Here is a 22,501-nt window from a genome sequence, read left to right on the forward strand (position 1 = left end):
ACGGGCCAGGAAAAACGGGTGCGTATCGTCACGGTCATGCGGTTCGGTGTGCTCGGTCCCTTGACGGTGCGCACGGACTCGGGCGAGCCGGTCACGGTCCCGTCCGGGCAGGTGCGCACGGTGCTGGCGGTGCTCTTGGTGCATCGGGGGCGTCCGGTGTCGACCGATCGGCTCGTCGAGGTGCTGTGGCCGCGTCGGGCTCCGCGGGATGCGGCGGCGGCGCTGCAGGTCAAGGTCTCGCAACTGCGTAGCGCGCTGGCCGCGGCCGAGCCGGATGCGCGGGCCCTCGTGGTGTCGGGGCCCGCGGGATACAGCCTGGACGTGCCGGCCGGTGCGGTGGACGCGGGCCGCTTCGAGGGCATGCTCGCTCACGTCGCGCCGAACCCCCGGCGATATGCCGATACCCTGACCGCCGCCCTCGAGCTGTGGCGTGGCCCTGCGTTCGCGGAGGTGGCCGACGCGGAGTTCGCGGAGGTCGAGGTCGCCCGGCTGGACGAGCTGCGACTGTCCGCGGTGGAATCCCGGGCCGAGGCGCTGCTCGAACTCGGCGAATACGCGGCGCTGGTCGGCGAATTGGCACCGCTGGTCGCCGAACACCCCCTGCGCGAACGCTTACGCGCGGCGCACCTGTGGGCGCTGTACCGGGCCGGACGGCAGGGTGAGGCGCTGGCCGAGTTCACCGATCTGCGCACGCGATTGCGCACCGAGCTCGGCGTGGATCCGAGCCCCGAGATCGTTGCCGTACACCGGGCGATCCTGGCCCAGGACCCGCTGCTCACGCCCCGCTCGGCCACCACGACGAACCTGCCCGGCCAGCTCACCGAGCTGATCGGCCGGGCCGAGGCAGCGCACGACGTGCGGACGCTGGCCGCCGCGCATCGCTTGGTGACCCTGGTCGGGCCCGGCGGTGTCGGCAAGACGCGCCTGGCGATCGAGGTGGGGCACACCCTGCTCCCCGACCGGCGCGACGGCGTATGGTTCGTCGAGCTGGCCGGGATCGAGCAGACCTCCGCCGCACGCGCGACCGTCGTCGACACCGTGCACGCGGTGCTGGGCATCCGCGACGACGTCCGCTCGCCCGCCGGTCCGGTCGACCAGCTGATCAGCGCGTTACGCGGTAAGCGGGTACTGCTGGTCCTCGACAACTGCGAACACCTGGTGACCGTGGTCGCCGAACTCACCGAGCGACTGTTGCGCTCGGTCGCCGAACTGCATGTGCTGGCCACGAGCCGCGAACCACTCGGGATGGCCGGCGAGGCCGTGTACCCGGTGGCCGCGCTCGAACTGCCGCACTCCCCAGCGGATATCGGCCCCGACTCGCTACCGAGGTTCAGCGCGATCCGCCTGTTCACCGCACGCGCGGCGGCCGCGGCGCCCGGTTTCACCCTCGATGCCGGGAACGCCGCGACCGTCGCCACCATCTGTCGCCGACTCGACGGAATTCCGCTGGCACTCGAGCTGGCCGCCGCACGGGTGCGGGCGCTCGGCGTACGAGAATTGGCCGCCCGGATGGACGACCGGTTCGACCTGCTGGTCACCGGGCACCGCGGCGGGCCGAGTCGCCAGCAGACCCTGCGCGCGATGATCGACTGGAGCTGGGAACAGCTCTCCGAGTCGGAAAAGGTGGTACTGCGCCGACTTTCGGTGCACGCCGACGGTTTCGGGCTGGCGGCGGCGGAGTACATCTGCGCGTTCGGGGAACTCCCTCGCGGACAGGTCCTCGGTCTGCTCGCCCGGCTGGTGGACCGGTCACTCGTCACAACGACCGACACCGACGACGGCCCACGATACCGGCTGCTGGAATCGGTCGCGCTGTACTGCTCGGAGCGGCTGAGCGAGGCCGGTGAGGCCGCCGTTGTGCACGAGCAGCGCAATGAGTACTACGCGACGCTGGCCGAGCAGGCACGTGACCGGTTACGCGGCGCCGAACAACGGCGACGGCTCACGATACTGGACGTCGAATACGCGAATCTGCGTGCTGCCGTCCAGGATTCATCGCTTCGCGGAGATCATATCGTCGCACTTCGGCTGGTGGACGCGCTTGCCTGGTACTGGTTCCTGCGCGGCCGCATCGGGGAGGGTGTCCGGCTACTCGATACGGCGCTGGCAACCTCCCGCGAGGTCGCGCCCGTGCTGTGGGCCAGGGCCAACGGCTGGCGGTCGGCGCTGATGCTGCTCGGCGGCGGCGATGCGGACCGTTCGGGACTGGTGCCCGCCGGGCTGGCCGGGTTCAGCGAGGTGGACGATCCGGCGGGTCGCGCGTTCGCCGAATGGCTGCTCGCCGAGGTGCTGCTCGGCGGCGGCGACCAGGCGGTCAGCGACACCCTCGCACAGCGCGCGCTCGCCGGATTCCGCGCGGCCGAGGATCACTGGGGCATCGCCGCGGCCCTGAGCAGCGCCGCGCACCATGCCATGCTGCGCGGAGATCTCCCCGCCATGGCCCGCGACGCCACCGAAAGCGCGCGACTGTTCACGAATCTCGGCGATCGGTGGGGACAGCTGCGCGCCACCGAACTGCTCGCCCGCCGCGCCGAGATCATCGGCGACTACCCCGAAGCCGCTCGCCTGCGCCGCGACGGTCTGTGCCGGGCCGAGGAGCTGGGGCTCTGGCCGCAGGTCGCCGATATGCTGTCCGGACTGGGCCGACTCGCCCTGCTCGCGGGCGATCTGGACCAGGCGCGCCACCTCCACGAACGCGCGCTGGAGCTGTCGGTGAGCCAGGGCCACGAACTCGGCCGGGTCTTCGCCGAGGTCGGTCTCGGCATCGGCGCCCGGCGCGAGGGCCGCCTCGACGATGCCGAACGCCACACCCGCGCATCCCTGGACTGGAATCGGGAAGTCGGCTACGCACCGGGTGTCGCACACAGCCTCGCAGAACTCGGCTTCATCGCCGAACTACGCGGCGATCCCGAACAGGCACGCGCGCTGCACGACGAGGGGCTCGCCGTGGCCCGGCGCACCGGCGACCCCCGCGCGATTGCCCTCGCGCTGGAAGGACTCGCCGGAGCCGCCGCCCTCGCCGGGGATTTCGAACAGGCCAGGGCCTTGCTCACGGACGCCACTGCGGCACGCGACACCGCGGGAGCGCCACTACCGGAGCGGGAACGCTCCGATGTGGACCGCATCGCGGCGGCAATTCACGCGGCCGAGTGATGAGAACACCCACCAGCCCGTCCCGAAGTCCTACGCCCGGTCGCCGATCGAGGGTGAGTCTTGGTGGTCCAGCCACCCCGGGAACGCCCGAGCCCGTGGTCGCCGGGCTCGGTGTCGACCCCGCCGGGCGGTTCGACCTGGCGGTGGCCGTCGCGGCGGGCACCGGCGGCATGCCGATGCGCCCGCGCGATGGTGGAGTCCACGCTCACCTGCCACACGATCGGATCGCACCGGCGGCGTCGGCGAAGGCCTGCAGCATCTTCCAGATCACCGCCCACACTCCCGCACCCTGCCAACGCCGGAACAGCCCGTAGATCGTTTTCCAATGCCCGTAGCATTCGGGCACGTCCCGCCACGGAGATCCGATCCTGGTTCGCCATCGGATTCCGTCGATGAGCTGGCGTTTGGCCCATTTCGGTGGATGTCCTGGTTTCTTGCCACGAGGCAGCAGCGGTGCCAGCCGGGCCCATTGGGCGTCGGTCAGGTTCGCTCGCCTCGTCACCGATACGCTGGTCACGAGGTCTCCGGTGTTCTGGTGTTGCATGGTCGCTCACCGACATACCGGAGACCTCCCTTCGTTGCTCATCGACACGCTCACGTACGCAACATCATTCACATAAACCGAGTGGTGGCGCCGCTCAGTGTCAGTGGCCACCGCAGACTCCCCGCGTACGGCCAGTTGCAGCTCCCCACAGGTGGTCAGCTCTCGCTTCATGGCAAACCATCACCATCCTCGCGGGATGCGCGCTCATGCCGAGATGAGTGCGGTGCGCCATGGTTCGGCAGACTGTCCGTGTGCCGGTGGTGCGCGCCTGCTTGACACGGACGAGCGCAGGGTCCTCGGTCTGCTGCTGGTCGAGGACGTCGACGGCGCTCCCCGCCGAACACGAGGAGAAGACTCCGTCGCGATCGCCTCCAACCGCCTCACTCTCGGCGGCAACATCATCGAGACCGGCACCGACTCCTACCGCCTCGCCCGCGAGGCCGCCTGCATGTCGCCGCGCGGTGTTGTGCAGTGCGCGACGCACGCGTCCGGTTTGGAGGCGGTCTCGCGTTCGAATGTGCGGCTGGTGAATCCGTGTCGACGTGCGCCGATGACGATAGCGAGCGTCGGGAGCAGGAGCGCGAGCGTGATCCAGCTCAGGGAGGGGGATCCCAGTACGTTGAGGGTGATACCGCCGATGACCCCGCCTGCGGCGATCCCGATGTTCCAGCATGTGGTGAGGAGTGCTTGTGCGACGTCGCCCGCTGGGCCGGCGGCGTCAGCGATCGCGGTTTGCAGCAGGGTTGAGGCGCCGCCGAACGCGAGCCCCCACAGGGCTGCACTGGCGTACACGAGAGCAGGGGTGCCGGAGAAGACGCTCAGGACGAGAGCCGCTGTGGCCAGGAGCGCGCAGGACAAGATCATGAGCATGCGCAGGTGTCGGTCGATGAGCACGCCGGTGAGCCAGATGCTCACGAGCGACACCAGGCCGAAGGTAAGCAGCACCGAATCGACCTGACCCGCCATGCCGAGCGGGGCCAGGATCGGGGCGATATAGGTGAAGAGAATGTTGTGAGCTAACACGAACGTCAACGTCACGACGAGGATCGGGGCGACTCCGGGTGTGCGGAACGTGTGGACCAGCGGCAGTCGTGCGCCCTTGGATTGGCCAGGGAAGTTCGGAACGGTGGCAATCACCCATACGATCAGTGCGAGAGTCGCCAGTGTCATGATCCCGAAAGCGAATCGCCATTCGACGACCTTGGCGAGGAGCGCAGCTGCGGGGACCCCGACGGACAGCGCAACGGTTGCGCCCGCCATCGCGATGGCCATGGCTTTGCCTCGCTGGTGCGCGGGAACCATCCGTCGGGCGTAACCGGCAAGGAGCGCCCAGAGCAAGCCGCCGACGATACCGCCGAGGAACCGGGCGGTCAGGGTGAGTGCGAAACTGTCGGAGAAGGCGGTGATCGTGTTGGCGACCGCGAACCCGGAAATCGCGAACAGTAGCAGGTGCTTGCGTTGCCAGCCGATCGTTGCTCTCGTGAGAGGAACCGCCGCGAGAATCGCCCCGATCGCGAAGACTGTCACGCTCTGCCCCGCAGCGGCCTCGCTCACTCCCAGGTCGCGGCTCATCTGCGACAGCATCCCGGCGGGCATCGTCTCCGTCAGGAGCGTGATGAACCCCGTGGCAGCCAGAGCCAGCAGACCTGCGAGCGGGAACCGTGCATCAGCGGCGGATGGTGATGGTGATGGTGATGGTGACGTAACCGTTCGTGTCATACCCTTATCATCAATGTGTGACATTAATGAGAGGGTCAAGTCCAGCTGCCTCGCAGCCCAGACGAAAAGGGTGTGGGGATGAAGATCGGTGAGCTCTCCCAGCGCACGGACACGCCCGTGCGGATGCTCCGCTACTACGAGAAACAGGAGCTGATCCACTCCGAACGGCTCCCCAACGGGTACCGGAACTACGAGGACTACGTTGTCGACCGGGTGTGGCAAGTCCGGGGCCTGCTCGATGTCGGCCTGCCAACACGGATCATCAAGCAGATCCTTCCCTGCCTGGACGGTTCGCGGGCGATACACCTGCCATACGTCACCCCAGACATGATCGCGACTCTCGAACACGAACGCGACCGCATGGCAGAGAAGATCGAATGCCTCACGAAAAACCACCGAGCCATCAACGACTACCTCGACGCCGTGAGCCACGAAATCCGAGCTTCCTGACAGAGGCTGCAGTACCTCTCACTGCCGCGCGCGGGTGCGATGCGCGGCCCGCCGTAGCCATCCATCCGGCAACATCGACGTTCGTGTCAGTGTTAGTCTCAAACCCCTGCAAAGGCTATTCCCCATCTTGCACCGAGCCGGTCAAGTGCGGACCTGAACGTCCGATCCCCCGGCTGCACCCGGAGATGATCGCGGCCTTCAGGAAGTCGATGTCATTCGCGACCTTCAGCGCCGATACCGTGCCGGCACCCGACCGACGAGCCGCGACCGCCGAACTGTTCGCCGCCGCGGCCCGCGGCGAACTGGAAGCGGTTGTGCACGAGACGCTTTCCCTGGAACAAGCTGTGCTGGCGCATCAGAAAATGAAAACCGGCGAGATATTCGGCAGAATCGTGCTCACACCATCGGCGAGATAGGCGACACCGCCTCTCACCTCAATATCAACGCACGCACATGCCGCCTATCGAGCTTCCACCCGCATCCTGTGTGTTACTACCGATTTGCTGCGGCGGCCCGATCGCTCCCCACCAAGTGGCCGTCAATGGGGAGTCCAAACTGGCCGCTGACACTCAGCGCCGCCCACCACTCACCCCACTATTGAGACAAGGCCCAGTGCCGGCCGTCTGCTTGGGAAGCAGATGTTCTGCCATTGAACTACACCGGATTGCGCGCGCGATCGCTCGGCTCGGTCCGTCCGATAGGGGCCGAAACCGGAAGTCTCGGTCTCTGTATCCGGTGTCTCGGGTGAGCGAGTCACGCTTGCCGTGGAGTGTGAAACCTGCCTTGAGCTCGGCGTCGTTCGATCTTCTCCATCTGTGATCGGAGGATCTCGTTCTCCAGTTCTCGCGCCTCTGCCTGTGTCGCGAGGGCGACGAAGTGATCGTGCACTCCATGGACCGCCTCGCCCGCAACCTCGACGACCTCCGCCAGCTCTTCCGCACTCTCACCGGTAAGAGCGTGAAGGTGGTCTTCCTCGACCCCGCCCTTGTCGGCTGAGGCCCGAACTCCGCCCGCACCCGGGCACCGGGCCGCGCCCGGTGCCCGGTTAGCGAAAGGAAGAACCGATCACCACGCCTGTCCGACCCGACGACCCAGCCGGAAGCTACTTCAACGGCTGGGCCATACCCACCCCGGCCGGGGACTGGAACTACGAACTTGACGACTGGGGCATCTGGCACGGCCCCGGCTGGTGGCCGTTCCACCGCTACTACGAGCGCCCCGGCGCCGCCTCATGCCTGCGGCCGGCCTCGGTCCGAGTGTCCCCGGACACCGCCTACCAATCGTGGCGAAACGAATACGTCCTGCTCTGGCCCTCCCACAACCAGAGCACCCGAGTCGATGCCCGCCTGCGCCTGTTCGTCCGCACACAAGGTCTCGGCGCCATCCTCGCCGACACCCACATCATCCTCGACCTCAAACAACGCACCACCACCATCGACACCGCGTGCCCGCCCTCCCTGAGAGAGCAAGCCGAAACCAAGGCCGCCCGGCTTCTGCATTTCGTGCTCGACCACCGCGCCGCCCGCCGCTGCGGAATCACCGAACCACCCACCGCCCACGACCGATGGATCACCCACACACAGCAACCCGACCCCACCGACGCGCCGACATGGCCACCACCCCGCCCGTGCACTCCGGACCCGCAGACCATCTCATCGCTGAACGAAAGGACCTACCGCCCATGAATCCCACGATCCCCGACCTGACCGAATTCGACGCCTTGCTGCTCGCCACCAGCGCCGGAAAGGACTCCAGCGCCACCCTGGCCGAAGTCGTCGTCGCAGCCGACGCCGCCGGCGTCCGCGACCGGCTCACCGTCGTACACGCCGACCTCGGAGAAGCAGAATGGGACGGCACCGTTGACCTCGCCGCCGAACACGCGGCCCACTACGACCTTCCGTTCACCACCGTCGCGCGCCGCCACCCAGACGGAGCAGTGCACGCCATCCTGGAACGGGTCGCCGAAAGAAAACTCTGGCCCGACGCCCGACGACGCTGGTGCACAGTTGACTGCACGGTCTGACCATCCTCCGTCATGGCCGTGTTTCCGTTGTCATGGAGGAGAACTGGATTGGATATCCGTCAGCAGCTGATGCAGGGGCAAATTATGCTTCCGCGGGTCGGCTCGGTCGTCCCGATCGACCGTGCGCACCCGCCTATGGACGCTTGGAGATCAGGGGGTCGGCGGCGCCGCTCACCAACAAAACCCGATCTGGTCAGCGCGGGGTTCAGACATCAGTCCCGGCGTTCACACGTGGTGCCCGCTGTCACTACCGGGTGGCAGTCCGGGCCAGCGCAGCCCCCGCCAGGATTTCGGCAGGATGATCGACCCCTCGAAGACAAGGCGGATCAACCCCTCGTAGCCCTGGCGCATCTCGGCCAGGTGGTCCCAGGCACGGTGGCGCTCCCTCTCGTCCGCGCCGTGGTGCAGAGTCCAATGTGCACATGCCCAGGCCTCCGCGACGCGCGCGACGACTCCGCCGACGGAGTCGGTCCCGGGGGTTACGCCGGGCCGCGGACGCGGCAGGAAGCCGTGTACCAAACCATCGATCGCGGTTATCCGATCACCGATCTGTTCGTGTAGTTCGAGGGCCTGGTTCGGTTCTTCGATCCATCTCAGGTACAGGCTGGACAGCTCCCCTGCCAGCACAGCCATGGGGGCGCCGGATCCGGTGTTTCCCTGGACCGCGGCTATCAGCGCTTCGGGAGTGAGAATCGGCCTGGGCTCATCGGTCGCGCCGGTGCCGCCGCGGTATCGGCTCGCCTTGGTCTCGGTGCGGGCCCCTGGTGTTGCGATGGTCATCGCCGATACTCCGATCGGTCGTCGTGCAGTATCCGGTTGGCTCAACACAGACAAGGCTGCGTTGCCGGGGACGCCGACTGTCCGAGATGGTTGCCTGCGGGACGACGTAGGCGTCCCGCAGGCAACCGCGAACCGCCCTTTCCCGGTGGGGCCGGCTCACGTCTGTGACACACTGCGCTCCGTCACGGAACCCGGATCGAATTCCGTTCCCGCGGGGCGCTGGAGTGATCGCTCCGTTCGGGCTCGTACGTTCAGAAGAACCAGTGCTCGGGTTCGCTTCCGTGTGGCACGATGCTGCTGAAGTTGCCGCGGAAGAACCCGAGCGCTTCGCCTTCGCGTGAGCAGACATCTCGGACGGCGCCGAAGACGACTGTGTGGTCACCGGCCCCGACGATGCGTTCGACATCGCAGTCCAGGTGGGCGAGCGCACGGGGGACGACCGGTACCCGATGGCCGTCGTATTCGAGCCCGAGGCCGGCGAAGTGGTCCTCTCCGCGCTGGGCGAAGCGGAGGGCGATTGCCTGCTGGCGGCTCGACAGGATGTTGACCACGAACCGCCCGGCTTCCGCGACGGCATCAGCGCTGCGATCATTCCGCCGCTATACCCGCTCAGCGCGCGACAAACCTGCCGGATCCGGACAACCGACACGGCCGCCGCCACCGGCGCGCTGCGCTATCGCCGCCGCCGGCCCATCCACCGACCCCTGTTGCCGCCGGAACAGCGGCAATGCGCAAACCGGCGCACGAGAAGCCTCAGGTCCGCCTCGCCGCTGGGCTGGTGCCCGACCGGGGTCGCGGTGCCCGACGACATACGGGAGTCACGCAGGGTGCGCAGTGGGATCGAGAACGACCTTGACAGCTCCGTCCGATTTCGTCTGGAACATCTTGTAGGCCTCCGGTGCCGAGGTGAGCGGAAGCCGATGGGTGGCGAAGGAATCCACGCCGAGCGGATCATCCTCGCGGAGCAGGGGCATGATGTCGTCGACCCACCGAGTGACGTTCGCCTGGCCCATGCGCAGCTGGATCTGCTTGTCGAACAGCACTCGCATCGGGATCGGATCGATCATCCCCCCGTACACGCCGCTGAGCGATATCGTCCCGCCGCGACGCACAATATCGATCGCGCTCCGGAATGCCGCCAGCCGATCGAGAGCGGCGGTATCACTGAGCTTTTCGGCCACGGCGTCGGGCAGATGCGCGACCGATCGCTGCGCGACGGAGCCGAGCGGGGACCCGTGTGCTTCCATCCCGACGGCCTCGATCACGGCATCGGTTCCTCGTCCGTCGGTCCTGTCGCGGATGGTCTCGCCCAACCCGTCGCCCACCTGCGCGAGGTCGATGGTTTCGATTCCTCGTGCTGCGACTCGTTCCAGCCGTTCGGGCACCAGATCGACGCCGATCACCCGGACACCTCGATATGCCGCGACCCGGCACGCCATGTCACCGATCGGGCCCAGCCCGAGCACAGTGACCGAACCGCCGGGCGGCACGGCCGCGTACTCCACCGCCTGCCACGCGGTGGGCAGAACATCCGACAGGTACAGGAATCGCTGGTCCTCCGGGCCGTACGGCACCTTGATGTGCGTGGCTTCGGCGTAGGGGACGCGCAGGTATTCCGCCTGCCCTCCCGGCACCTGTCCGTACAGTTTTGAATATCCGAAAAGTGCTGCGCCGCTGCCTCTTTCCGCCACCTGCGTCGTCTCGCACTGGGTCGGCAGGCCCCGATCGCACATATAGCAATCACCACAGCTGATCTGGAACGGTACGACCACGCGGTCACCCGCATACAGGGACGTCACCCCGCTTCCGACTTCTTCGACAATGCCCATGGGTTCGTGCCCCAGCACGTCGCCCTCGCTCATATAGGCGCCCAGCACTTCGTACAGATGCAGGTCGGAGCCGCAGATCCCCGAGGAGGTCACCCGAATGATCGCATCGGTGGCGGCCTCGATCCGGGGATCGGGCACCGTCTCGACGCCTATCTCGCGCCGGCCCTGCCATGTCACGGCTTTCATCGCATACCTCCACTTCCGTCACCACCACCCCGCGACCTGGTCGGGTGGCTCCTGGAGCTGATAGTCGGGTCGCTCTTCGGCCGACCGCTCGCGCGATGCGCGTGGCTCGGCCTGTTCACGGGGGGCATGCCGTGCTTCTCTACACCGGGCCGATGCTCCGTCGGGCTCGGTCATCACGTCCCCTTTCCTCGGCTACGCCATCACCCGGGCTATGCCCGGGTATCAGCATCGGCGCCGCGGCTACCGTGACCGGGATCGGCGGGGATCACGAATGGTCCGTGAGGGCACTCACGACGTCGCGCATCTGCGCCTCTGCGTGCGCCTCGGTGGTGGCGGGGTCGATCACCAGCAGCCGGACGCACCGATTCTGGGAGCCGAACACGTACATCATCATGGTCGGCTGGCCCGGCAAAGGCCCAGTGACCTCGATCCCGTCGCAAGGGTCGATACCGCGCTGGGACAGGCTCAGCGAATTCCAGTCGAAGGCGATCCGCGTGGTGACCCCCAGCCGCGCGGTGAGGGCGCTGATCAGATCGTGCAGCTCGGTGGTGAGGTTGCCGGTTCTGGGCCACCAAGCACCGTCGACACATTGAGAATCCTGTGCGGGGGCGCCGAGCCGTAGTCGCGGTGTGCGGGTGGGTACAGCGAACGGTTGCCCACCGCCGGCGCCCCGGAAGCCGCCGGCCGTGCGCTGTGGGTCGTCGGTCATATCGACCTCGCGGAGTCGGAGATCCGGCCCGCCGGGACCGGCACACGACCCCCTTCGTCGTCCCAGCGGCGCAAGGCGTCCGCGTTCTGCGCGTACTCGAGGAATTGCCGGTCGGCGGCCCCCACCAGTTCGTCGGCGGTGAGTTCGTTGCCGGGCCGGGACGCAGCGGACAGCAGGGCCCGCGCGGTCGCGGCGTCGGTGCCGGCGGGAATCACCAGCAGCACGAGACGAGTACGGTCCAGGCCGAGAACACAGAGAGTATGTGCGGGTAGATGCCGGTAGCCGTCCAGATGCACCGGGCCCCCGCCGAGCGTCATCCGCCTCGGCGCGGGGCGCCAATCGTCGATGTTGTACATGATGCGGTCGACCGGCCGTGCGCGCCCGCGCTGCAGCGCCTCGAAATCGAGACCGGCCAATTCGGCGACCAGGTCGTCGGTGTGCGGCCACCAGGCACCGGCCACTGCTCCGGGGCGCGGCGCTCTCGGTGTGGGACGCCGCCGGGATTCCGGTGGCGAACCGCCCCTTCTGGACAACCGGACCGACCGGTCCGGCTTGATCTGCTCGTGTTGCAGCGTCATTGCGACGCTCCTGACCGGGGCCGCGTAACGGCCCCTGTTGATCGAGATGAGTAGCGGCTCCGAGGACGATCACTACAGGAGCGCCCGGCCTCGGACAGTGCGTGGAGTCTCGCCCCAGCCGATAGAAACGCGCGACCGGTTACCGTGCCGGGCGTCGGCCCTAGCGAGCGCCGGAGCGACCGAATATCTGGCTCAGGCCGCGGCGGTGAGGCGCCGACGGCTCACCGGGATACGGTGCGTCGCCGGGCGCCGTACCGGCGATATCGGTGGTACCGGTGTGGGCGTAATGGGTGGGAGCTTCCCGCTCCGCTCCGACTGGCTGCGACGGGCGGGCCGCGCCGGCAGGGCCGTCACGACGCGTTGCTTTGAGTTCACGGCGGGCGGCGCGGCCGCGGCGGGCCGTACGGCGAGACCCCGCCAGCAGCAGTGCCAGGCCGGCGATTCCGATACCGCCGACCACGATGCCGTAGAGGAACAGCACCCCGGTGGAACCGGTGACGTGGTAGCCGAACACCGCGAAATCGCCGGTCAAGGTGTGTGCAGAGCCGCTGTTGGCGAACACCCCCGCGACCCCGACCAGCACAGCGGCGACGAGGATGACGAGCCCGATGATGACAATCATGACGATCCCTCGGATCTGTTGGGTTCTTCCAGTAGACGCCTCTCACAAGCTGGTGTCAACAGTGTAGGTCTACAGTATTTGTCATCGCGGACTCACATCGCAGCGCGGTAAACACAACCGGCCGCCTCGGGGGCTCGACTCGGCACTGGGAGATGCGGCGGTTCGCTTTCGCGCATATCCACCTTTCTCCGTACGGGCGACAGCCTCGATTGCGCCGCCAACGCGCGCAGCGCCGAGCGCAGGCCACGTCGGCCCATCGGCCGGGGCCATCGTTCGCCGGGCCGTCCGTGACCGCCTTCGTTGGGGCCTCGGAATTTCTTCTCCGAGGCCGTCTCGGGCGCATCGTCGCTGGTGGCGATCAGAAAATTGTCCGGCAGGGCCAGTTTGACGATGGTGCGCAGGGTGAGCAGGTATTGGCGCAACAAGGGGCCGGTCGTATACGGGATGCCGTACTCGGCGCACAGCGTTCGCACCCGGTGGCTGATCTCGGCGTAGCGGTTGCTGGGCAGGTCCGGGAAGAGGTGGTGTTCGATCTGGTAGCACAGGTTTCCACTCAAGAACGCCAGTAACGGCCCGGCGTCGAAGTTGGCGGTGCCGAGCATCTGCCGCAGATACCACTCCGGTTTCGACTCCTCCTCGACCACAGTGGGTGCGAATTTCTCCGCCCCGTCGGGAAAGTGTCCGCAGAAGATCACCACATACGCCCACAGGTTGCGCGCCAGGTTGGCGGTCGCGTTCGCCGCCAGGGTCCGGCGCCACCGCCGCCCGCTCAGCAGCGGGAACACCGCATAATCCTTGCCGAGCTGTCTGCCGATCTTCTGCACGAACGCCTTGGTCTCCGCGGTCTTTCCCGCAGGGGTGGCGGCACGATCACGTTCGGAGTACAGGTCGTGTAGGGCGATACCCCACTCGAACAGCGCCGCCAGCACGAAGTTCTGGAAGGGCTGCAACAGTAGCCGCGGCCGCCACGGTTGGTCTCGGGTCACCCGCATCACACCGAAACCGATATCGTCGTCCATCCCGAGCACATTCGTATACACGTGGTGCCGGAAATTGTGGGCGTAGCGCCATTGCGATGACAGCCCGGCCATATCCCATTCCCAGGTGCCGGAATGGATTTCGGGGTCGTTCATCCAATCCCATTGGCCGTGGCCGATATTGTGACCGAGCTCCATGTTCTCGACGCTCTTGGCTATCGCCGATCCACCGACCCCCAGCGCCCAGCCCATCCTTCCCCGGCTCAGGGCGATGACCAGACGAGAGGCCAGGTCCAACCCCCGCTGGAAGGCGATGGTGCGGCGGATATAGGCCGCATCCCGTGCGCCCCGCTGCGCCACGATGTCACGCCGGATCGCGTCGAGCTCGAGGCCGAGTGCTTCGACGTCGGCGGGACCGAGGTGCGCGTAGACACCGACTTCGGTAATTGCCATTGTTCATACCCTCGAATTGCCAAGTGTTCCGCCATGATCTATCCGGCGCCGGTGCCGATATTCCGCACGCGCAAGGAGCGCTGACCAGCGCTTGAATGCACTTCCCAAAGCATTCCGGGCATATTCGCTCTTTCCGCCCGGACGCGGTGGTCGATCTTGTTCTTCGTGGCCGTCGAATTGGTCCCCTCTTCGGCTTCTGCGCATCTGGCCACGGTCGGCCGAATCGTCCGACCGGTCGACGCATGACCCGCCTGCACCGCCAGCCTAGACTCGATTACAACGTATGTCTACGATGTAGAAGTACACTGTTATTACATCCAGATGAACAGGTGGAAACCGCGATGAACGAGACGAGAGCCGGTCCGCCCGACCGCCGGGATCGACCGGACGATCCCACCGAGAATCGCATTGCCCATCCGCTGACCCGCCCGGTCATTCTGGCTGCCGCGCTGGAGATCATCGACCGCGACAGCATCGACCGGCTATCGATGCGACGCCTGGGCAACCGGCTCGGCCACGACCCGACTGCGCTCTACCGGCATGCCGCCAACAAAGCCGCGCTCCTCGACGGCGTCACCGAATTCGTGCTCGACCAACTGACCGTCGATGCCACCGACCCCGACTGGCGCCACCAGCTACGTCTCGTCGCCCGGGATTTCCGCAGACTCGCCGTGGCGCACCCGCATGCAGTGCCGCTGCTGGTCACCCATCCCCTGGCCACGCCGCTGGGCCTGCGGCCACCTGGCACCCTGCGCCCGCTGGAACACATTCTCGACCTACTCACCCGGGCCGACTTCAGCGGAAGCGACGCCCTGCACATCTATCGGGCGCTGTTCGGGTTCCTCTACGGACACATCCTCAACGAAGTACAGGAAATCGTCGACCGGCCGGAAGAGACCACAGACCTGCTACGCCTCGGCCTGCACCATCTACCGATCGGCGAGTTCCCGCTGCTGCGCGGACTCGCGACACAGCTGGCCGCCTACGACGGTGTCACCGAACTGGAACGCGGCCTCGACACCCTGCTCACCGGCCTCACCACCACCATCACCCCAGCTACGCCACGCCAAAAGTACCCGGGGTGACCTGTCAGCGGGCGGCAGGCGCATCATCCGGACCGGGCAGGACAGCATCACCGGGCAGAGGCGCGGCAAGATGCGGCCCCGGCAACGTCGCCGCGAGACCGGCCAGCAGGATATCGAGCCCCCGTTCGAGTTCCACGGCGCCGTCATAGGCGGCCAGCGCCGGCGCCAAACCCCGAACCAGTGGAAACTCCCCGATCGGCAGCCGGTACAACCCCAGCCGCAACAGATCATCGGTCTCCTCTGGATGCTCCACGATCTCCTGCAACTCGTTGAGGACGTGCCCGTACAGGAATCCGAACAGAGCGCGATAGATGTGCAACGCATCGGCCACGGCGTACCCGACACCTGTCAGCAGCGCGAGCATGTCCTCCAGCGGCCGCACCACCACCGGCGGTCGCTGCCCCAGCGGAGTACCCAGCGGCCGGGTCACCAGCAGCGGCACCACCAGAGGATGCGCCAACGCCACCCGCCGGAACTCCCGGGCCACACGACGCACTTCAGAGACCCAATCGGCAGCCGCGGCATCGACCGACAATTCGGCGAACACCACCTCCGCGACACCGTCGAGAACCGCCGCTTTGTTCGGCACATGCCGGTAGATCACCATCGGATCCCGGCCCACCGCCTCGGCCAGACGCCGCATCGACAACCCCTCGACCCCGTCGCGGTCGACGATCTCGAGCGCCGCGCTCAGTACCGCCGCCCGAGTCACCGGGCTGTCCCGGCGACCGGCGGCCTTTCTGCGGTTGCTCGGGGGTTCAGCCATCACGAAGGGGCTCCGTTCTCCAAGGCGGAAACTCTAAATGTAGATCTACAACGTAGACAGATGGGCCGCGCCGCGTCCAGTGAGGTGGCCGCGGCGGCCGCCCATCGCCGTCCGGCATTCCGGAGAGGTGCGAGCACGATCGCGGCGCCGGTGACGGCCATCCACGCCGGCAACGGATAGAGCACCAGCCGTTCGGTGATTCCGACCTGCAGGCCGACCACCATCAGCACCGCGCCGACAAGGCCCGCCGAGGCACAGAACGCCGACCACAATGCCATGACAAGGCGGTGTTTCCACAGCCAGATCGCGAGCAGGATCAGCACGATGTGGCGGGATACGAACGCGGGCATGACGGCCAGGGCGTGCACAACGATTCCGTCGTCGGACGGGAACAACCCGGTCGCGGCAGTACTCAGTCCGATGATGACGGCGAGAACAACGATCGACCATTGGCGTGGGCCGCGCGGGATGTAGTGGCGGAACACGAGGGCGCCGGCAATGGTCACCAATCCCAGCGCCACGAATGTGGCGTTCATGAGCAGATGCAGCGGCGAACACGCATGCGGTGTGCAGGTGGTGATGCCGAGATCGCTGATCGTATCGTTACGGAAGCTGTAGGCGGATTTCCATGCCGTAGCGGTCACGAGTTCGGCGAGCAGATAGCCGAACACCAGGATCCACGCGAACCCCGCCGCGAGATAGCGGACTCCGCTCCCCGGCACCGCGGTGACCGGGCCGAGGCCGGGCACGGTCGGCGGGTACCCGATCCGGGCGATGAGGTGATCGACAGTACGCATGGGCAAGCGCCTCAGATTTCGGTGCCGAAGCAATAACAAGGACATATTCAGTGCTGGTCCCACCGGGCCGGTCGACGTCGCGACGCAGGTGAACCCATCAACTCCTGCCACCATCGTAGACCTACAGTGTTGACTTTGCGCTTTGCGCGGGGTGTACTGGAGCGACAGGAGGCCGAGAATGCCTCGACGATCGCCATCGCAGAATTGTCGCCCCGCTCGTCGAAGCGGTGCCGTTGGCCGAGGAATCGGCATACCCGATACCTCCCTCCGCAGCTGCGCCGGCCGCTTCGGCAATCCCTGTCGGCCGCCGCTCCCGCCAGCAGACGCAAGACCACAGCGGTCGGGTCCTTTTCGACTTCACCCGGCGGGCGACACCGCGAGACCCACCCACCGGGGACAACAGGAGAACAGTCCGATGGACAGCAAACCCGATACCGTTCGCGGCGATACCGCCGCCGTGCCAGGCGCGGATCCACCGGTAGTGCGCTGGCCCGAACCCAGCCCGCTGGCCGACTGGTGGGACCAGGTCATGCGCCACCACCCGACCACAGCCGCATGACCTCCATGCCCGGCGCCGACCCGTCCGAGCAGGCGACGGCACCCCGCTCACCGGCACCACCCTTTCCGGGAGGGACGACACGTCCCGTATCCGCAACGGAATTCGCCATCGGCCGCGCACCTGTCCCTGCTTCCCTGCTGACGCGAGAGTGGGCAGATCACGCGCATGTCGGCAGAACGCGCACAGATGCGCCGAGATTCGATCATCTGCACGTGAGGAGTTCCCCGTGACAGCACACGCGAGCAATATCCGACCGACCCCGTCCCCGGCTGCCTGCCGCGCCCACCGCGGCCACGACTCCTACGACGGAATCGAGCCCCTGCTCGAGAAGCTCGCCGCCCTCGGCCCCGCCGGCCCCCACCGCCCCGCGGTGCGCGACGAAATCATCAGGCGTTGTCTGCCGCTGGCCGACCATATCGCTCGCCGTTACGCAGGCCGCGGCGTCGAATTCGATGATCTGCAGCAAATCGCGCGTATGGGCGTCGTGCACGCCGTCGACCGCTTCGATTCCGCGGTCGGTACCGAATTCATCTCCTTTGCCGTACCCACTGTCATGGGAGAAGTACGCCGCTACTTCCGCGACCAGGGCTGGGCCCTCCGAGTTCCCCGGCGGCTGAAGGAACTACGCGGCCGGATCACCGCCGTCACACCGCTCCTCACACAGGAACTCGGCCACATCCCCACCGCTCGCGATCTCGCCACCGCACTCGACACCGCGGTCGAGGAGATCACCCAAGCAGTGATCGCCACCAACGGCTACGCCACCGACTCCCTCGACGACCTTTCCGGCGCCGACAAAGACGGCAACCAGCGTCCACCCTCACATGCCGAACGGCTCGGCAGCATCGACCCTTGTTACGGCCTGCTCGAGGACGCGGCGGCGGTGCGGCCACTACTCGCGCGGCTCCCCCGGCACGACCGCCGCATTCTGATCCTGCGGTATTTCGACAACAGAACCCAGCAACAGATCGCCACGACGATCGGCTGCTCCCAGATGCAAGTCTCTCGCACGCTCACCCGCATCCTGACCACACTGCGGGAGCAGGCCCTCAGCGAACCGGACAACGTCCACCCCACGGTGGATCGACAATCTCGGACTCGAGAGCACTGCGCTGCTCGTTCTCCTTCCGGACTACATCCGCGCCGCCGGTTCGAGATCGAAAGCACTGCCAGGCCCCGCATCGTTTGATTCTCTCGGTCCTGCAGCGACCGTTAGGCCGTGTTTCATAAGCCGTGGCCGGATAGCCACAGGTTGATCGCGGCGACACGGACGGTGGCCAGGTAGCGGACGGCGAGTTTGTCGTAGCGGGTGGCCACTGCCCGGTGCTGTTTGAGGCGACTGATCGTGCATTCCACCGCGTGCCGCAACGCATACAGGCTCGGCTCGAATGCCGGCGGCCGGCCGCCGGCATGGCCTCTGGCCGCGCGATGCGCGGCCTGGTCGGCTTTGATCGGGATCGTGGCCTTGATCCCGCGCCGCCGCAGGTAAGCACGGTTGGCCGCCGACGAATACGCCTTATCGGCCAGCACCCGATCCGGGCGAGACCGCGTGCCACCGACCCCGAGCCGCGGCACCCGGATCTCGCCGAGCACGGTCGTGAACTGCGGACAGTCCGCCGGGTCAGGCACCACGCCTGCTCGGTTCGGGCTTCCAAGTGACGGACGCGGAAAGCCTCTTCGTGGGCGTCGATGAGGTCCCGTTCGAGGGCGTTCTGCCAGCCCACGCCCCCGCACCGGCGCGACAAACGCGATATCGGCCGAGGTCAGCGTAAAGAACCGGAACAACTCCTCGCGGTTGACCTCCCCAGACTCCCGCAAACGCGCCAACTCCCCGTCCGCAAACACCCTTGTCGCCACGAAACCCCACTGTTCGTCACCCGAGAACCGGCCAGAAGTAGGCCATTGTCGAACACTGCCGGGCGGCACAGTGAGGGTCGTTCCGGAGACCGGCCCCGAGCGTGGTTTCGACTCGGCCGGCGACTGACAGGTCGACTGGCATTCCGGTGAGAGCTCCGGTTTCCGAAGGCGCTCGGGTGCGGCAGGGTTCGGCTCGTCGTCCAGGACGCACGAAAAATCTGGCGTGGATGGTGTTCCCGGCGGCACGCTCACTGCGCGCGTAGCAATGCGGCGACCGCGAGCCTCGACTTCATGCGCGAGTCGATCGAGTAGCCCACGATCCGGCCGGAGAATACGTCCTTGACCGCGCAGAGGTAGAATTTACCTTCACCGGTGCGATGTTCGGTGATGCCGCTGAGCCACAGATGGTTTCGTGCTTGCGCGGTGAAATCGCGTTTCACGAGGTCGTCGTGCACCGGCGGGCCCGGTCGGCCGTTCTTGCCGCGCCGGCGCTTGCAGAACGCCCTCCAGCCGAGCAGATCCGCCAGGCGGTGCGCCCGGCCATCGGTTCACCGGATTCGGCGGCTTCGTCGGCCAGGAACCGGCAGCCGAACTCCGGGTCGTCGTGGTGGGCGTCGAACAGGGCGTTCGCGCGATAGGCCTCGATGAGTTCGGCCTCGGTGACCGGCACGGCCGGCCACCGGTAATAGGGTTGGCGAGCAAGGTTCAGGACCCGGCAGGTGACCGCGACGGGGATCCCGTCGGCGGCGAGCTCGCTCACGAGCGGGTAGACCCTTTTCCCGGAAGATTGGCCTGCGACAGATACTCCGCCGTCCGGCGCAGCACCTCGTTCTCCTGCTCGAGCAAACGGCTGCGGCGCCGCAGTTCCCGCAGCTCGTCGGACTCGCTTCTGGTCGTTCCGGGCGTGTTGCCCTCGTCGATATCAGCTTGACGCATCCACTTCGTCAAGGTCATCGGGTGGATCCCGAAATCGGCGGCGACCTGGTCAAGAGTCACTCAGTACGCACCGAGGGTGGAGAAACCCGTTTCGGCCGGCCCACCCAGCAGGGGCGGAATCCGAACGACACCTTCGTCCACGACCGAGGCGACGAGCGGTTCAATACCGCTCGCAGGGCCATACCGGCCAGCAGAGCCCAGAGCGCGGCACCGATCCCGGCGAAGCTCACACCCGATGCCGCGATGACAATCGTTACGACGCTCGACTCGCGGTGTTCGCCGCAGGCAAGGGCACCGGAAAGCGCCGCACCCAATGTAGCCAGCAACGCCAATCCGGCAACAGTCTCGAACACGCCCTTCGGAGTGGCGGCAACCAGGGCGATGAGCAGACCCGAGCTCAGCGCGAGGAAGAGGTAGGTCACGCCCGAGGCGAACGCCGCGACCCAGCGCCGCTCAGGGTCGGGGTGGGCTGTGGGAGCGGCTGCTAGGGCCGCGCTGATCGCGGCGAGGTTGATCGCGTGTCCGCCCGCTGGGGCACCGATGATGGTGCCTAGGCCGGTAATCGTCATGGACGCACGCCACGGCACGGTATAGCCGTACGACTTCATTACCGCGGCGCCTGGAATATTCTGCGACGCCATAGTGACAACATAAAGTGGAACCGCGATTCCGAGGAATGCCTGCCAATTCCATTCCGGCACGGAAATCTCCACGGTCGGGATGATCCCGCTGACGTCCAGGCGCCTATGGTGCACGACGATGCTCATGGCAGCCCCCAGCACCGCTGTGCCGAAGGCTGCGAGACCGGCTGGTTCGACACCACGGAATCACAAGCGCTACTGAACTTCCAGCAGCACGAGTGGCGGGAAACGGTCGCGTGGATCGCCGAGGCTCAGCCACGTTTCCTGCGAATCGCCCTCCGGACCACCGGCTCCCTCCTACGGCCGGCGATACGCACGGCCCTGGCCCTGCAGCGACGAATAGAACATCGGGGCCGCTACGCCGATCCCTGGAGCCTGATCGCCGCCCGATACGGCCCGCAAGCCCTCGCCGAAAGTAGCGGAGACACGGACCGCTGAGCACGGCATCTCCGGTACTGGCACGGCACCCCGCTGACCCACAAGCGTCGGAGCCGGCGAGCGACCGCGCGATATATCGCCCCCGAGAAGGGCTGTGCGACAGCGACACTCCTCCCGCTCCGGGTCCCGTGGCCCATCGGATTCCCGTGAACCCGCGAGTAGGTGATGCCTCTGCACGGCCTTCGTCGCCGTGCGGTCAGGGCGCGGTGATCACCGCCGTGTACATCTCGAGTACCGGCCGGTACAGGTCGGTGTCGTTCAATTCGGCGGCCAGCATGATGCTGTCGCTGGTGGCGATCAGCAGCTGCGCGAAAGTGGATACCGGCATACTGAGGGTGGCGCCGAGCTTGCCGAGGCTTTCTACGATGAAGGCCGTGAGCTCGTCGGTCACCTGCTGCTGTTTCGGCGCCACACGCGCGCGGGCTTCGGGGTTCCGGAGCAGGTAGAGGGTGAATTCGTAGCCCAGCGCGGCCTGCTGGGCGCCACCGCTTTCGGCGACGCGGCGCCATCGTCCGGCGATCTCGGCGAGCTCACTCTCACCGATCTCTGTGACCGAGGCCAGCAATTCGGTGAAGTTGTCGAAGAAGCGCCGCCAGTACCGTTGATGGACGGCCAGGAACAGGTCTTCCTTTGTCTTGTTGGACGATGGCCGGATCTTCGCCGAATACATCGACTGGCGGGAGAAACACCCCTCCGACGACATCGTCACCGAACTGCTCGAGGTCGAGTTCGAGGACGAAACGGGAGCGGTCCGCCGGCTCACCCGCGACGAACTGCTGATGTATGTGAACATGGTGGCCGGCGCCGGCAACGAAACCACGACACGCCTCATCGGCTGGGCGGGCAAAGTCCTCGCCGAGCACCCCGATCAACACCGCGAACTCGCCGACGACCCCGGCCTCATTCCCCGGGCAATCGCGGAACTGCTCCGACTCGAGCCACCGGCACCTCACGCCGCACGCTATGTCACCCGCGACATCGAGCACTACGGCCGCAAGGTGCCCGCCGGCAGCGTCATGATGCTTCTCATCGGGGCAGCCAACCACGACCACCGCCGATACCCACCCGACGCCGACACGTTCGATATCCACCGCCCACCGCAACCCCATCTCGGGTTCGGGATCGGCGCCCACTTCTGCCTCGGCGCCGCCCTGGCCCGCCTCGAAGGCCGCATCGCCCTCGAAGAGGTGCTGAGGCGCTTCCCGCAATGGGACGTCGACCTCACCACGGCACGAATGTCGACAACCTCGACGGTCCGTGGATGGGACACCATGCCCGCCGTCCTGCCTTGACCCCTACCTGGACACCGTCAGCGGATCCCAGAGCGTCCGGAACGAATGGCCGGAAGATACCGAAATGCAGGACCTCGGAGGCCGAGGATACTTCGTCACCGGCGCAG

The 22,501-nt window shown here is 66.9% G+C and carries 22 protein-coding genes and 4 pseudogenes; 11 read left to right on the forward strand and 15 right to left on the reverse strand.

Going from position 1 to position 22,501, the window contains the following annotated elements; genetic code table 11:
- The first annotated feature begins 18 nt into the window (after positions 1 to 18).
- Positions 19 to 3,153, forward strand: a complete 3,135-nt coding sequence (locus ACWCPQ_RS20555; RefSeq protein ID WP_449901108.1) for a BTAD domain-containing putative transcriptional regulator — start codon at positions 19 to 21, stop codon at positions 3,151 to 3,153.
- A 205-nt stretch (positions 3,154 to 3,358) separates the two neighbouring features.
- Here ACWCPQ_RS20555 and ACWCPQ_RS20560 read toward each other — a convergent pair whose 3' ends face one another.
- Together ACWCPQ_RS20560 and ACWCPQ_RS20565 are read right to left on the reverse strand one after the other, a co-directional pair.
- The gene (locus tag ACWCPQ_RS20560) at positions 3,359 to 3,670 is read right to left on the reverse strand and encodes a transposase (RefSeq protein WP_449901111.1); all 312 of its coding nucleotides are present in this window, start codon (positions 3,668 to 3,670) and stop codon (positions 3,359 to 3,361) included.
- 447 nt (positions 3,671 to 4,117) lie between these two features.
- Entirely contained in the window at positions 4,118 to 5,440 is a 1,323-nt protein-coding gene (locus ACWCPQ_RS20565; RefSeq protein ID WP_449901114.1) for an MFS transporter, read from the reverse strand.
- A gap of 54 nt (positions 5,441 to 5,494) precedes the next feature.
- Between ACWCPQ_RS20565 and ACWCPQ_RS20570 the strand changes: the two genes are divergently transcribed.
- The 5 genes from ACWCPQ_RS20570 to ACWCPQ_RS20590 all read left to right on the forward strand — a co-directional run bounded on the left by ACWCPQ_RS20570 (position 5,495) and on the right by ACWCPQ_RS20590 (position 7,889).
- Positions 5,495 to 5,866 carry a MerR family transcriptional regulator gene (locus tag ACWCPQ_RS20570; RefSeq protein ID WP_449901117.1) on the forward strand — a complete coding sequence of 124 codons (372 nt, stop codon included), beginning with the start codon at positions 5,495 to 5,497 and terminating at the stop codon, positions 5,864 to 5,866.
- A gap of 185 nt (positions 5,867 to 6,051) precedes the next feature.
- Complete coding sequence (locus ACWCPQ_RS20575; protein ID WP_449901119.1) at positions 6,052 to 6,282, forward strand: zinc-binding dehydrogenase; 231 nt, start codon at positions 6,052 to 6,054, stop codon at positions 6,280 to 6,282.
- A gap of 439 nt (positions 6,283 to 6,721) precedes the next feature.
- Positions 6,722 to 6,862, forward strand: a complete 141-nt coding sequence (locus tag ACWCPQ_RS20580) for a recombinase family protein (RefSeq protein WP_449901261.1) — start codon at positions 6,722 to 6,724, stop codon at positions 6,860 to 6,862.
- Positions 6,863 to 7,122: 260 nt separating this feature from the next.
- Positions 7,123 to 7,551: a hypothetical protein gene (locus tag ACWCPQ_RS20585; protein WP_449901121.1), complete on the forward strand. Its 429-nt coding sequence runs from the start codon at positions 7,123 to 7,125 to the stop codon at positions 7,549 to 7,551.
- Positions 7,548 to 7,889, forward strand: a complete 342-nt coding sequence (locus ACWCPQ_RS20590) for a hypothetical protein (protein WP_449901124.1) — start codon at positions 7,548 to 7,550, stop codon at positions 7,887 to 7,889. Before ACWCPQ_RS20585 ends, ACWCPQ_RS20590 begins: the two co-directional genes overlap by 4 nt.
- Before the next feature lie 225 nt (positions 7,890 to 8,114).
- On the opposite strand, the gene ACWCPQ_RS20595 is transcribed toward ACWCPQ_RS20590, so the two are convergent.
- The 7 genes and pseudogenes from ACWCPQ_RS20595 to ACWCPQ_RS20625 form a co-directional block, all read right to left on the reverse strand.
- Positions 8,115 to 8,669, reverse strand: a complete 555-nt coding sequence (locus ACWCPQ_RS20595) for a hypothetical protein (protein WP_449901126.1) — start codon at positions 8,667 to 8,669, stop codon at positions 8,115 to 8,117.
- A gap of 251 nt (positions 8,670 to 8,920) precedes the next feature.
- A pseudogene (locus ACWCPQ_RS20600) lies at positions 8,921 to 9,253 on the reverse strand (flavin reductase family protein); the annotation flags it as partial.
- A gap of 234 nt (positions 9,254 to 9,487) precedes the next feature.
- Complete coding sequence (locus ACWCPQ_RS20605; RefSeq protein WP_449901129.1) at positions 9,488 to 10,684, reverse strand: alcohol dehydrogenase catalytic domain-containing protein; 1,197 nt, start codon at positions 10,682 to 10,684, stop codon at positions 9,488 to 9,490.
- Positions 10,685 to 10,949: 265 nt separating this feature from the next.
- Positions 10,950 to 11,393, reverse strand: a complete 444-nt coding sequence (locus ACWCPQ_RS20610; RefSeq protein ID WP_449901130.1) for a DUF5994 family protein — start codon at positions 11,391 to 11,393, stop codon at positions 10,950 to 10,952.
- Positions 11,390 to 11,971, reverse strand: coding sequence for a DUF5994 family protein (locus ACWCPQ_RS20615; protein WP_449901133.1), 582 nt, complete (start codon positions 11,969 to 11,971; stop codon positions 11,390 to 11,392). Before ACWCPQ_RS20615 ends, ACWCPQ_RS20610 begins: the two co-directional genes overlap by 4 nt.
- A gap of 160 nt (positions 11,972 to 12,131) precedes the next feature.
- Entirely contained in the window at positions 12,132 to 12,593 is a 462-nt protein-coding gene (locus ACWCPQ_RS20620; RefSeq protein ID WP_449901135.1) for a hypothetical protein, read from the reverse strand.
- A 92-nt stretch (positions 12,594 to 12,685) separates the two neighbouring features.
- Positions 12,686 to 14,023 (reverse strand): fatty acid desaturase family protein, encoded by a 1,338-nt coding sequence (locus ACWCPQ_RS20625; protein WP_449901137.1) that lies wholly within the window; start codon positions 14,021 to 14,023, stop codon positions 12,686 to 12,688.
- Between the two features lie 341 nt (positions 14,024 to 14,364).
- Between ACWCPQ_RS20625 and ACWCPQ_RS20630 the strand changes: the two genes are divergently transcribed.
- A complete protein-coding gene (locus ACWCPQ_RS20630; RefSeq protein WP_449901139.1) occupies positions 14,365 to 15,108 on the forward strand; it encodes a TetR/AcrR family transcriptional regulator in 744 nt (247 codons plus the stop codon).
- A gap of 4 nt (positions 15,109 to 15,112) precedes the next feature.
- Here the strand turns inward: ACWCPQ_RS20630 and ACWCPQ_RS20635 are convergent, their stop codons facing one another.
- Together ACWCPQ_RS20635 and ACWCPQ_RS20640 are read right to left on the reverse strand one after the other, a co-directional pair.
- Entirely contained in the window at positions 15,113 to 15,874 is a 762-nt protein-coding gene (locus tag ACWCPQ_RS20635; RefSeq protein WP_449901141.1) for a TetR/AcrR family transcriptional regulator C-terminal domain-containing protein, read from the reverse strand.
- On the reverse strand, positions 15,874 to 16,671 hold the full coding sequence (locus tag ACWCPQ_RS20640; protein WP_449901144.1) for a DUF998 domain-containing protein: 798 nt from the start codon (positions 16,669 to 16,671) through the stop codon (positions 15,874 to 15,876). The genes ACWCPQ_RS20635 and ACWCPQ_RS20640 overlap by 1 nt, the downstream gene beginning before the upstream one ends.
- A gap of 415 nt (positions 16,672 to 17,086) precedes the next feature.
- Between ACWCPQ_RS20640 and ACWCPQ_RS20645 the strand changes: the two genes are divergently transcribed.
- Together ACWCPQ_RS20645 and ACWCPQ_RS20650 are read left to right on the forward strand one after the other, a co-directional pair.
- Entirely contained in the window at positions 17,087 to 17,230 is a 144-nt protein-coding gene (locus ACWCPQ_RS20645; protein ID WP_449901147.1) for a hypothetical protein, read from the forward strand.
- 226 nt (positions 17,231 to 17,456) lie between these two features.
- Positions 17,457 to 18,419, forward strand: coding sequence for a SigB/SigF/SigG family RNA polymerase sigma factor (locus ACWCPQ_RS20650; RefSeq protein ID WP_449901149.1), 963 nt, complete (start codon positions 17,457 to 17,459; stop codon positions 18,417 to 18,419).
- 35 nt (positions 18,420 to 18,454) lie between these two features.
- Here the strand turns inward: ACWCPQ_RS20650 and ACWCPQ_RS20655 are convergent, their stop codons facing one another.
- The 3 genes and pseudogenes from ACWCPQ_RS20655 to ACWCPQ_RS20665 all read right to left on the reverse strand — a co-directional run.
- The gene (locus ACWCPQ_RS20655; RefSeq protein WP_449901263.1) at positions 18,455 to 18,859 is read right to left on the reverse strand and encodes a transposase; all 405 of its coding nucleotides are present in this window, start codon (positions 18,857 to 18,859) and stop codon (positions 18,455 to 18,457) included.
- Positions 18,860 to 19,341: 482 nt separating this feature from the next.
- Positions 19,342 to 20,077: pseudogene (locus ACWCPQ_RS20660) on the reverse strand (IS3 family transposase); the annotation flags it as partial.
- A gap of 2 nt (positions 20,078 to 20,079) precedes the next feature.
- Positions 20,080 to 20,823 (reverse strand): annotated as a pseudogene (locus ACWCPQ_RS20665) (benzoate/H(+) symporter BenE family transporter); the annotation flags it as partial.
- On the opposite strand from ACWCPQ_RS20665, the gene ACWCPQ_RS20670 reads away from it, so the two are divergent.
- A complete protein-coding gene (locus tag ACWCPQ_RS20670; RefSeq protein ID WP_449901152.1) occupies positions 20,770 to 21,102 on the forward strand; it encodes a hypothetical protein in 333 nt (110 codons plus the stop codon). The pseudogene ACWCPQ_RS20665 and the gene ACWCPQ_RS20670 sit on opposite strands and share 54 nt — an antisense overlap.
- A gap of 196 nt (positions 21,103 to 21,298) precedes the next feature.
- Here ACWCPQ_RS20670 and ACWCPQ_RS20675 read toward each other — a convergent pair whose 3' ends face one another.
- On the reverse strand, positions 21,299 to 21,772 hold the full coding sequence (locus ACWCPQ_RS20675) for a TetR/AcrR family transcriptional regulator (protein WP_449901154.1): 474 nt from the start codon (positions 21,770 to 21,772) through the stop codon (positions 21,299 to 21,301).
- Between ACWCPQ_RS20675 and ACWCPQ_RS20680 the strand changes: the two are divergent.
- Positions 21,750 to 22,394, forward strand: a pseudogene (locus tag ACWCPQ_RS20680) (cytochrome P450); the annotation flags it as partial. The gene ACWCPQ_RS20675 and the pseudogene ACWCPQ_RS20680 overlap by 23 nt on opposite strands.
- Positions 22,395 to 22,501 lie beyond the last annotated feature (107 nt).

It is taken from the genome of Nocardia sp. NPDC001965 (assembly GCF_053594175.1).